4 protein-coding genes and 1 pseudogene are annotated in these 10,643 nt (G+C 66.6%); 2 read left to right on the top strand and 3 right to left on the bottom strand.

What is annotated here, in order from left to right; genetic code table 11:
- A pseudogene (locus tag OG580_RS35885) lies at positions 1 to 193 on the top strand (hypothetical protein); the annotation flags it as partial.
- 14 nt (positions 194 to 207) lie between these two features.
- Here OG580_RS35885 and OG580_RS35880 read toward each other — a convergent pair.
- Positions 208 to 1,779: a hypothetical protein gene (locus OG580_RS35880; protein WP_267047833.1), complete on the bottom strand. Its 1,572-nt coding sequence runs from the start codon at positions 1,777 to 1,779 to the stop codon at positions 208 to 210.
- Positions 1,780 to 1,892: 113 nt separating this feature from the next.
- On the opposite strand from OG580_RS35880, the gene OG580_RS35875 reads away from it, so the two are divergent.
- Positions 1,893 to 3,100 (top strand): IS3 family transposase gene (locus OG580_RS35875; RefSeq protein ID WP_267047832.1). Its coding sequence is split into 2 segments (ribosomal slippage): positions 1,893 to 2,139 and positions 2,139 to 3,100, totalling 1,209 coding nucleotides; the frame shifts between segments, so codons are not numbered across the junction.
- A 108-nt stretch (positions 3,101 to 3,208) separates the two neighbouring features.
- Here the strand turns inward: OG580_RS35875 and OG580_RS35870 are convergent.
- Together OG580_RS35870 and OG580_RS35865 are read right to left on the bottom strand one after the other, a co-directional pair.
- On the bottom strand, positions 3,209 to 3,565 hold the full coding sequence (locus OG580_RS35870; protein WP_267047831.1) for a hypothetical protein: 357 nt from the start codon (positions 3,563 to 3,565) through the stop codon (positions 3,209 to 3,211).
- 38 nt (positions 3,566 to 3,603) lie between these two features.
- Entirely contained in the window at positions 3,604 to 10,530 is a 6,927-nt protein-coding gene (locus OG580_RS35865; RefSeq protein WP_267047830.1) for a polymorphic toxin-type HINT domain-containing protein, read from the bottom strand.
- Positions 10,531 to 10,643: the final 113 nt, after the last annotated feature.

Genomic DNA, 10,643 nt, shown 5'->3' with positions numbered 1-10,643 from the left:
CCACCGGCCCGTTCCGAGAGGGCACAGCGAACAGATCGAGGTCGACAGCGAGACGGAGCCAGTGACCGTGAAACTCGGCGTGTGGGCATCGAACACCAAATCGAGGAGGGACCGGCTGGACGCTGACCAGCTCGCCGCCCTCGCGAAGCTCGGCATGGACTGGGCTGACCAAGGCACGCACGGCTGTCCGTAGTGGGCGGCCGGTGCTCACTGCCTGTCTCGGGGCGGGAAGAATCCCTGGCGTTCCGAACCGTCCACGCTAAATGCGTGGACGGTGGCACGCCCCCTGATGCCCGCTGGCGGTGTCGGGTTCTCGATCACGATGACTTGGCCCGGCGGGTTCTCCAGGAGGTCGCGGTAGAAGTTCTCGGCGACGTCGGCGGTCATCAGCTCGGGACGGTCCTCGTGCGGGTCTTCGGGCCGGCGGTAGGTGAGGACCGGCGTGTCCAGCACGACGAAGCCCGGGTGGATCAGGTCGCGGGCTGTGTTCCGGCGCGCGAGTGATACTGCGAAGGCGGCGTGGAGGATGGAACGCATACCCCTGCCGCGGCTCTTTCGCGGCTGTCCGTCAACGGAGAGCTCGGCAGCCGTCGGGTCATAGCGGACGCGATTGTTCCCTGGAACATGCCAAGCTTCCAAGGTCTCATGAATCATGCGCTCGAAGTCGGCGATGTCGGCGGCAGGAATGCCGTCGGGACGGGCAGCCGGCAGAGCAGGAGCCACGGTGGACAGCGATGCCTTGAGGTCTTCGAGCTGCTCGATCTGACCGTGCAGGGCAAGCTCGCTTTCGACCCGTGAACGGGCGTTCAGCAGTTCGGTGGCGTCCATGTCGACCGGCTGCATCCGTTGATCGAGTGCGCGGAGCTCCGCAGCGTTGTGCGCGAGCTCTTCGTCTCGGGCGGCGCGGGCCGACTCTATGTCCGCTGCCTGCTCTTCCAGATCTTCGATCATGAGGAGCAGGTCGCTGAGCAGGTCGGTTGTTTTTCGGGTCTCCGCAGATACAGACGCTGCCAGCTGGGTGCTCTCGGCGACGTGGTGCTCCAGGTGCTGGTGCTGAGGCTCGGCGCCGCAGAAGACGCAGGTCCCGGTCTGGAAATAGCCCAGGAGGGTTCCGGCCTCACCAACCATCTGGAGCCGGGCCAAGTCCGACTCGTACTGCTCCTTCAGCAGAGCGAATCGCGCAAGCAGTTGCTGGACCTCGTCGCCCCGCTGCTGGGCCGCGAGGTCAATCTCTTCCAGGCCCCGGCGGTCACGCAGAAGGCTGGTGCGGACTTCAGCAAGTTCGACGGCGGCGGCGGTCACCTCGCCAAGGGCCGCCTGCAGGCGGCCGAGCCGCTCCCGCAGTTGCGACTGGTTCGCCTCCATCGTGAGCTTCCCTCGGCTCTCATCGATCAGGTGGTCGATGACCGCGATCTTCCCCTTGCCGAACTGCTTCTCCAGATTGCTGGGCGCCGCAGGGCGCTCCGGCTCCTCCTCTCCGCTGAGGAGGAGTTTGAAGACCGACTTCTCCCTGGTCTCATTCAGCGGATTTCGAGTGCCGAGTACCGGAGAGTGCTGGTCTGCCATACGGGTGTCGTTGACGACGGCCAGGCGCGCGAGGTCCCGAAAATTTAGCGGCAGCACGTTGCCACGGCCGCTCTGGAGGATCCGCCGGCCGTCGATCCCCAGCACGGTCAGCAGGTAGCGGGAGATGTTCTTCTGCGACTTTGCGTTGTGCTTCGACTTGAGGGTCTCGTCGGCTGGCTCCGATGGCACCTCTCGGAGATCGTGGTTGAACACCTCGATGGTGTCGCCGCCGATGGCCCGGGACAGGGTGAGGCTGCGACTGAGGCTGATCCTTTGGAGTGGACACCCTGACAATGGATCTTGATGGTCCAGGGAGGGATGTCCAGGTGGGACGCAGGTCTCCGTATCCGGAGGAGTTCAGGAAGGACGCGGTCGCGCTCTACCGTGCCGCCGCCGGGAAGAGGACCTACGCGGCGGTGGCCGCGGATCTCGGCATCACCGCGGAGTCGCTGCGGACGTGGGTGCGCAAGGACGAGGCCCAGGCCGTGCCCGGACGCCGTGACACGGGTGGCGAGGCGGAGGAGCTGGCCCGGCTGAGGGCGGAGAACGCCCGGCTGCTGAAGGCCGAGAAAGAGTGGCACCTCGAGCGCGAGATCCTGCGCCGGGCGGCCGCGTATTTCGCTCGGGAGGTGAAGTGAGCCCTCGCCGCTGGGACTTCATCTCCGACAACCGCGCCGACTTCGGCGTCAAGCGGATCTGCCGGGTGCTCGGGGCCTCCCGCGCCGGCTTCTACCGCCATCTGGCCACCGGGCAGGCCCGCGCCGAGCGCCAGGCAGAGGAGAAGCGGACCGTGGCCGAGATCCGCGCCATCCACGCCGAGCACGATGGCGCCTATGGTGCCCCGCGCGTCCATGCCGAGCTGCGGGCGAGAGGACGGCGGATCAACCGCAAACGCGTGACCCGGCTGATGCGGGTCAACCACATCGTCGGCCGGCACCTGCGGAAGAAGAAGCGGACGACGATCGCGGACAAGGCCGCGCCGCCCGTGCCGGACCTGGTGATGCGCGACTTCACAGCCGACACCCTCAACACCAGGTGGTGCGGCGACATCACCTACATAGCCGTCGGCACGACCTGGCTCTATCTCGCCACGGTGATCGACATCTGCTCGAGGCGCGTGGTGGGCTGGTCAATCGCCGATCACATGCGGACCTCGCTGGTCACCGACGCGATCGAGATGGCCGTGGCCGCCCGCTGCGGCCGGGTGGACGGCGTCGTCTTCCACACCGACAGGGGTGCCCAGTACAACGCGGCCGCCTTCGCCGACGTCTGCCGCCGGCACGGCATCCGCCGCAGCATGGGCCGGATCGGCTCGAGCTACGACAATGCCCTGGCCGAGTCGTTCTTCCAGGGCCTCAAACGAGAACTGCTTCACGGAAGACGCTGGACCTCGAAGGCGCAGACACGGCTTGAGGTGTTCCGCTGGCTGTCGTACTACAACAGGCGCCGTCGGCATTCCGCTCTCGGATACCTCACACCAGCCGAGTTCGAACAACAACTGATCACGTCACGTACGCTGTCACTCGCCGCATGAAACCCGGTGTCCACTCCCCGGGATCAACCTCAGCCAGCAGCCTGGCCCCCGCCGAGCAACCGTGACGGCCCGCCGAAAGTACCGACGGGCCGTCACGAGAGATCGGGGCTAGTGGGAGTCGCCTCCGGGGCTGGGTGCCTCGCGAAGGAACACCTCCAGCGCCGAGGACTTCCTTTCAATCAGATCGTCGTGGTGGTTCGGATCGCGAATGAGGGCTGGATACCCCCAAAGAGCAACCAGCGGATCCCGATCTCTCACGGCCGTAAACTCCCAATCATCGGGGAGTTTACGATCGGTCACATCGAACAGACCGATCGGTTTCCAGTTCGGCCTACCAGTGTCGTCGACGATCAGCACGCCGAGCCCATAGGTCCAGAGAGCCATGGCATTAGCCAGGTATTCCTGACCGAGGGTCACGTTGAATCTGGATTGAGGCGTGTTTCCCGACTTTCGCAGGAAGTCCACCGTGAGATCACTACCACTAGTTCCGATGCATTTCAGCTTCAATTATCACTCCAGTCCTTGAACTTGAAGTCGTCGGATTGCATTGTCCGCGTATTGTAGACGTAGTGGACTTCGACACCCTTTACCGTCTGTTCCATCTTCACCCATCCATCGGCAGCGGGCCAGCGAGGATCGTTCATCGTCAGGGGGAGTCGGTTTCCGTACTCTGGATACTCCCTGGCGAGATCCATGGCTTGCCGCTCGTTAACTCCCCCAGCCGAAGTGCGCCCTGTCGATCCCGCAGAACTCGAACCTGCAGGTGGACAGTCGGAATTGTGCACAAGTACCGATGCAATTCCTGCGATTACATAGTACGTGTGGACTTCATTGACCGTGAGGTCGTATGTTCGCTGCCGCTTATCGTAAGCCTGCGCCTTCTCGACACGGGCTGTGCCTCCATCGGCCGTGCGAAGGGTCGCGCCCGGCGTGAGCGCGCCGGCCTCGATCCAGCGGTCCTGTGACGGTGACCAGAAGGGATGGGTCGTCGTGGAGGTGAGAACTTCCCCGGTGAAGGATCCGCCGATGGAAAGGGTGAGGTCGACGAAGTGCTTGTCGTCTTCCGTGACGATCGTGGCGACGACCTTGCGTGTGGTGGTCTGGCCCGTGTGTGGGTCGGTGACCACGATCAGGTCGCCGATCTCGACGTACTCGATGGCCTTCGATGTGCCGTCGGCCATCAAGACCTGAGTGTCTGGTGTGAAGCTGTGTCTCGCCTGAGAGACGAGGCAACGGATGGGGGTCGCGTCTCCCTTCTTCAGGCCAGCCTTGATCGCCTTGCCGACGACCTTCACGCCCTTGCCAAGCATTCCGGTGCCGACGGATATGGAAGCGTCGATGGCTGCTGCCTTGCAAGCACCGGATTTACCCTGATAGCAGCCGACATAGTCGTCCACGCCGAGGAGCTCGAGAGGCCCCGGACTGTCGGTCGCTCCGAACTGCCCTAGTTTCGCAAACGCCTGACAGAAGTCCGAGCCAGCCTTCTCGACGCCGGTGCAGTGCGTAGCGCGCGCCCAGCTCTGTACGTTCTGGTCGTAAGAGAGCCGTTCCGAGTAGTACGGGAAGACCTCGGCAAGTTCTGCCTGCGTCGGGATGTAGACGCCCTGGATGGTGACCGAGTCGTTCTTGGCCACGATCACGATCGGCTTCCGTCCGTAGGTGCCGGACTTCTTCGCCTCCTCTGCCATGGCCGCAGCCGTCTGGTTGCAACTCGTGAACGACGTGGGGCAGTTGTTCGACGTGCCGTTCACGACACCGTCCTTGTCCCCCGGGACCCCGGCACAGATCCCGTCCGCCCCGCCGCCGGGCGCCCCGTGGATGCACCTGAGGCCGTCGGGGTCGCTGAAGGTGAGGGGGCTGTTGTTGGCGTAGGCGTAGCCGTTGAGGGACTGCGGGTCGGTGGGTGCGAGCAGGGGGTCCACCGAGACGAAGCGGCCGAGAGCCGGGTCGTACTCGCGGGCACCGAGGTGCTGGAGCCCGGTGGACGTGGAGTCGTCCTCGCCCCCGACGAAGCCCTGCGCTCCGGGCCAGTTGCTCGGCGCGGTGCCGCGGACGCCTCCGAAGGGGAGTGAGCGTCGTTGGGTGAGTTGTTGGTTCGTTGCCTTGATCGACAGTTCTCCGGTGCCGAGGTGGTCGGCGATGGTGAAGGAGACCGAGCCGTCGTCCTCGATAACGGCCTGGTGGCCTCCGCCGAGGTCGGCGATGCGGGTGGCCTTGGCTGTCGTGGCGCCCTTGGGCAGGGTGACGCGGGAGGAGCCGAGGTAGAGCGTGGTCTCCTTGGAGGTCCGGGCGATCAGCCGGTTACCATCGGCGTCGTACAGGTATTCGGTGATGTCGTCCGCTGCGCCCGCGACGGGCTTGGTGACCTTGGCGAGCCGGCCTTCGGGGTCCCAGTCGAGTCGCTGCGTGGTGCCGGCGACGCTACGTCTCTCGGTGTTGCCGAGTGCGTTGTAGCTGTAGGTGTCTTGTGCCGTTCCTCCCGGGCCAATCTGACCGATGGCGGTGACGGCGTGGGGGCGGGGCGAGCCGGGGTCGGGGTAGGTGTAGGTGCGGACGGTGTTCTTCGCGGCGTTGCCCGTGATGTCGTGCACGGTCTCGCCGGTCCGGTTGCCGGTCACGTCGTACGTGTACGAGTGCCAGTAGGGCGCTGGTCCGCCGACGATCCCGCCGCTGGGCTCTGCGGCGCAGGTGGGGACGGGCTGGGTCCACGCCTTGGTGAGACGGCGCAGGTGGTCGTAGGTGAAGCACTGGTTGTCGGTGCCGGAGCGTGAGACGTCCGACACTGCGAGGATGTTGCCGGACTGGTCGTAGCGGTAGGTGTCGTGCCGGTCGACGCCCGGCACGTCCTGGCGATCCACTCGCGCGGTGGCCAGTCGCTGGGTGCCCCACTCGTAGGTGTTGGTCGCCCAGATCTTCTTGCCGGCGTTCTGGGAGAGCTCGTGCTGGAGCGGCTTGCCGGTGAGGCTGTAGCTGGTGGTGGCAGCGAGCCCCTGGCTGCCACTGACCGCGACCGGGCGGAGGGTCTGGGCCTCGTAGGTGAAGGCCAGGGCCATCGCCGGCTGGCTGCCGGCGGCCGGGAGGCCGGCGGCGCTGAGCGTGCCGTCTCCGTTGTAGCTGGTGGTTGAGGTGTAGGTGCCGTCGAGGGCGTCGTCCTCGTTGGCGGGGATGGTCACGGAGGAGCGGGTCACACGGTACAGCCGGTCGTAGGCGACGACCTTGCTGGTGTAGGCGTTGGTGCCGACGTACCGGGTGGATTCTGCGGCATGTCCCTTGGCGCCGCTGATCGTGTCGTAGACCCACTTGGCGCGCAGGGTGCCCGTGGCGCTGTTCTCGCGGAGTTCGGTGCGGCGTCCGAGCCCGTCGTAGATGTGGTGCAGGTCGACAGGTCCGTCGTCGGTAGTGGTGACGAGCTGTCCACGGTCGTCGTAGCGCCTTGTGCCACTGCCCTTGTCCGGGTCGGTGGTGGCGGTGAGCCGGCCGAGGAGGTCGTAGGTGTACGTCCACTCGTTCCCGGCCTCGTCGGTGAGCGTGGCGAGCTCGCCCCGGGGGGTGTACGCGTAGTGGGTGGTGTCGTACGACGCTGTGGCAGATCTTGTGTGGTGCTGCCGGAGTTCCGTGGTGCGGCCGCGGGCGTCGGTGAGCGTGGTGGTCGCGGTGCCGCCCTCGGGCGGTATGACCGTGGTGCGGTCACCTCCGTACAGGGTCTGTGTGGTGCCGAGCGAGGCGCCGCCGTCGCCGTTGCCCGCGATGTGCTCGGTGCTGACCGGGCGTCCGACGCCGTCGTAGGTGGTGCGTGTCTGGGTCTCGACGGACAGGGCGTCGGTGGGTTGGAAGACCTTCGGCTCGGGGGTGCCTTCGGTGTAGTACGTGTCGAAGCTCTTGGTGGGCAGGCCGCGCTCGTCGTAGAAGGTGTCGGTGATGAGTCGACCGCTCTGCGGGCCCGGTTCCTGGGTCTGGCGCTTGCGCAGGTAGCCGTCGTAGAGCGTGTACATGGCTATCTGCCCGCCGCCGGGGCCGATGCCCTTGGTGACGACAGCGACCGGCTTGTTCTCCTCGATGAGGTAGGTGAATTCGTAGCTGGGTGCCAGGGTGGTCGCGCGGTCGGCCAGCCAAATCTTGGAGGAGCGGCCGAGAGCGTCGTACGTGAAGGTGGTGACCTTCCCGTTGGCGTCGGTCTGGGTCAGTGGCAGGCCGCGGAGCGGGTCGTGCGTGATGGTGTTGACGAGGGCCGTGGTGGCGTCTCCGGCTTTGGCCGGCGGTGTCGTGGCCACGGTCTTGGTGACGAATCCGGTGGCCGGCGTTCGGCTGGTGGTGGTCGTTCGGCCGTCCGTTCGCGGCGTGCGGACGGGAGTCCCCGCACCGGTCACGGTGACGTCGGCGGTGAGGTCCGTGGAGGTGAGTGCCCGGCCGTAGCCGTCGAAGGTCGCACCGGACTCGAGGTACCGGGCGGTGGTGCCGTCGTGGGACTTGAGGAGGGCCGTCACCGTGACGTCGCCCTTGGTCGGTGCGGCGCCGTAGGTACCGCCGTCGTAGGCCGTTCGGATGTCGGAGATGACGTCCTTGGCCCGGTCGACGGGCTCTCCGCACCCCTTGGCGACGGTCTCGACGCGGGAGGGCAGCTTGAGGATGTTCTTGGCGGTGTTGGTGGCGTACGTGGTGACAGTGCACTGGTCGTCGGCCGGTGTGGAGTCGTCACCTGTGTCGTCGATCTTGGTGACGCGGCCCGCCACGGTGTCATAGGTGGTGGTGACGGACGTGGTCCGCCAGTCGGCACCGGCTCCATCGTCCAGGGATGTCCACGACTTCGTGTGGGTTATCCCGGTGATGTTCGCGGTGATGGTGCCCCATGACCGGGTCTTCTTGGCGGTCTCGTGGCGCCACGGCCTGCTGACGGACTTGGTGAGGGCCTTGCCGACGTTCCCGGAGTAGCCGACCGTCTTGTAGAGGGTGCCCGCGAAGGCTTCGTGGTCGGTGATCGCTGCGCCTTCGCCCGTCGGCAGGGCGACAGTGACGCTCTTGGTGCCTCCGGAAGGGCCAGCCCGGTCGCCGTCCATTCCCCGTAGAAAGTACGAGTCGGACTGCGATTTCATGGCAGCATCGCCGCCCTGGCCACCGGTCTTCACACGGACCTGGCCGTAGCCGCGCCACTGGGCCCAGGTCTTGTGCTTCTCCTTGGTCAGTCCGTCGTCATCGTCGTAGTGCCAGGCCGCGGGGCCGAGGTAGGTGTAGCGGGTGACCTGGTCGGGTGCGCCGCCGGTGCGGTCGGTGGTGGTGACGGCGTCGACCACGTACTTGTTGAACCAGTGGAGTTCGGGGTCCTCGGTGGGACTTCCGCCGAGGTACTGGGGAAAGCACCGGGTGGTGTTGCTCTGCGGGGTCGGCAGGCCGTCTGCGTCACACGCAGCGGCTGAGTAGTTCACGTCTGTCTGGCCGCCGTACTCGTCGACGATGGTGGACAGGCGCTCCTTGATGAAGGGGGCGTAGCCGTCTCCAGTGCTGTCGAGGCGGTTGGCCAGCTGCGTGTAGCCGAACGTGGTGCTCGGCAGGGTGATGGCCGGAGTGGTGGTGGGACCGGTGTGGCCGGTGTGCTGCACGGAGTCGAGAAGCAGCTGGTAGTTCACATCCGCCGTGCCCCAGCGATGGTTCAGCTTCCAGGAGTCGACGTTCGTGTAGCCGGTGCCGTTGAGGACCTGGGTGGTGATGCCGGTGAGGCGCTTGCGCGTCCAGAACGAGGGTGTGAGGCGGCCTTGGTCGCAGTCGGTGCCCGCGTCGCAGTTGAGGTCCCATGGCGTGTCGTGCCAGTAGGCCGCGTCGGTGGAAATCGAGTTGCAGGTGGTGCGGGAGTCGGGCAGACACCGTTCGCCGGAGGTGAAGGTGACCTTGGCGAGAGCCTTGGCCGCGTACGGGGTGGCCGAGGGCAGTCCGTACTCGATGTCCTCGAGGTGCCCGCCCCTGGTGTAGCGGGTGTCGTCAACGGCCTTGAGGTTGCGGCCGTAGGAGTTCTTCTCCTGTGTGTAGTAGTACGCGATGGCGCTGCCTCGCGGGTCGATGACATAGTCCAGGTTCCAGCGCCACGCCTGCTCGCACCAGGAGGTCTCGAAGGTGGAGGCGTGGCATGGTTCGTTCGTGTCGTCGCCGTAGACGGGCGCGGTCCAGGTCGAGTTGGTGGTCCGCTTTCCGGTGCTCCAGCCGTCGAGGCGGTGGTAGCCGAAGTAGTAGCGGACTCCGTCGGGGTCGGTGAGTTCCCAGTACTCGTTGTCGTCGTCACCGTTGGCGCGGTCGGCTGAGGTCAGGCGCTTGATCCGCGTGCCGTCGTCGGTGCGGAGCTTGAACTCATCGTTACCGATGGGGACAAGCTCGCCGCCCTTGCCGTTGAAGCTGATGAACGCGTTGTCGTACGCCCAGCAGAGGTCACCGGGCTCTTTGCCGTCGGCGTTCTTGACGCCGTCGTCGGCGCAGGGTTTGTAGCGGCGTTCGATGTAGCCGGGCCACAGGTCGAAGCCGGCGCCGGCCCAGGAGGACTGGTTGTTGGTCTCGGTCGTACGGCCGTCGATGGAGGCGGAGGAGTAGCCGAGTCCGAGGGCCGGCTTCAGGCCGCCGGGTACCTCGGGCAGGGCTATGGGGTAGGACCAGCTGAAGTCGCCGGTGTTGAGGTTGGTCTGCCAGGTCGCGGAGGGTGTGAGGCTGGTCGCCTGGTAACTGCCGCTCACGGCCTTGTCGTCGGCAACAGCGGCCAGGACCGTCGCCTGGGCGGATCCGACGCGTACCGTCGGGGCGGTGAGGGTGGCCGTCTCGGTGTCGTTGACGGTCTCGACGGGCTTCTGGGTGCGGCATTCGGTCTTTGTCGGCGTGGTGAGCGCGCAGGCGGGAAGTTCGACGAGGGTGAGGCGGGAGGCGTATCCGCCGCCGTAGGCGTCGGCGAATCCCGCGTAGTCGATCTGGGTCCCGACCGGCTGTGCGGCTGTGCCCGCAGCGGGGTTGTTGCGTCTGAGGGTGACGACCAGGCCGTCCACTCCGGCCGCCAGGGCCTGAGTGCGGTCAACGACTCGGGCGGTGATCTCGGTGCCCGTCCCGGTCAGCGTCAGCGGCAGGCCCTCGGCTTTGACGGGTGGTCTGGCCGTCAGCCGTGCGGATCGTGCCGTGTCGTCGGCGGCGTCCTGCAGGGTCACGACCGCGGCACCGGGCTTCGGCCAGGCGGCGCGAGGTGCCCGGTTCGGGGTGCGCGGCTGCGCCGGGCGGGGCTTTACCGGGGCCGCGGTGCCGGGATGGGCCCGTTCTGCTGCGGGGAGCTCTGGGCGGCCCCGGCCGTCGTCGAGGGCTATGGCGACGCCGCCGGTGCCCGTGAGGAGGGATCCCATCGTGACAAGGGCGGTGGTCAGGGCGGTCCGTTGCCACCAGGGCCGGACGTTCCTGCGTGGTCTGCCGTTCATCTCATCCTTCGTTCGCGACCGCGGGCACAGGGAGTGTCGCCGCGGAGATGGGGAGGGAAGACGTGAATCGGTGCGAGCGGTGACAGGCCGCCGGGCGGCGTGGGTGCTCGCCC

Origin of the sequence: Streptomyces sp. NBC_00094 (assembly GCF_026343125.1) — a bacterium.
In the GTDB taxonomy this organism is placed as follows: Bacteria; Actinomycetota; Actinomycetes; order Streptomycetales; family Streptomycetaceae; genus Streptomyces.
The sequence above is the reverse complement of the archived record's forward strand: the minus strand, read 5'-3'. Positions and strand labels throughout refer to the sequence as shown.

Coding starts and splice junctions, on each gene's coding strand:
- OG580_RS35865 (WP_267047830.1), bottom strand. CDS start 10,530: ATGAACGGCAGACCACGCAGGAACGTCCGGCCCTGGTGGCAACGGACC.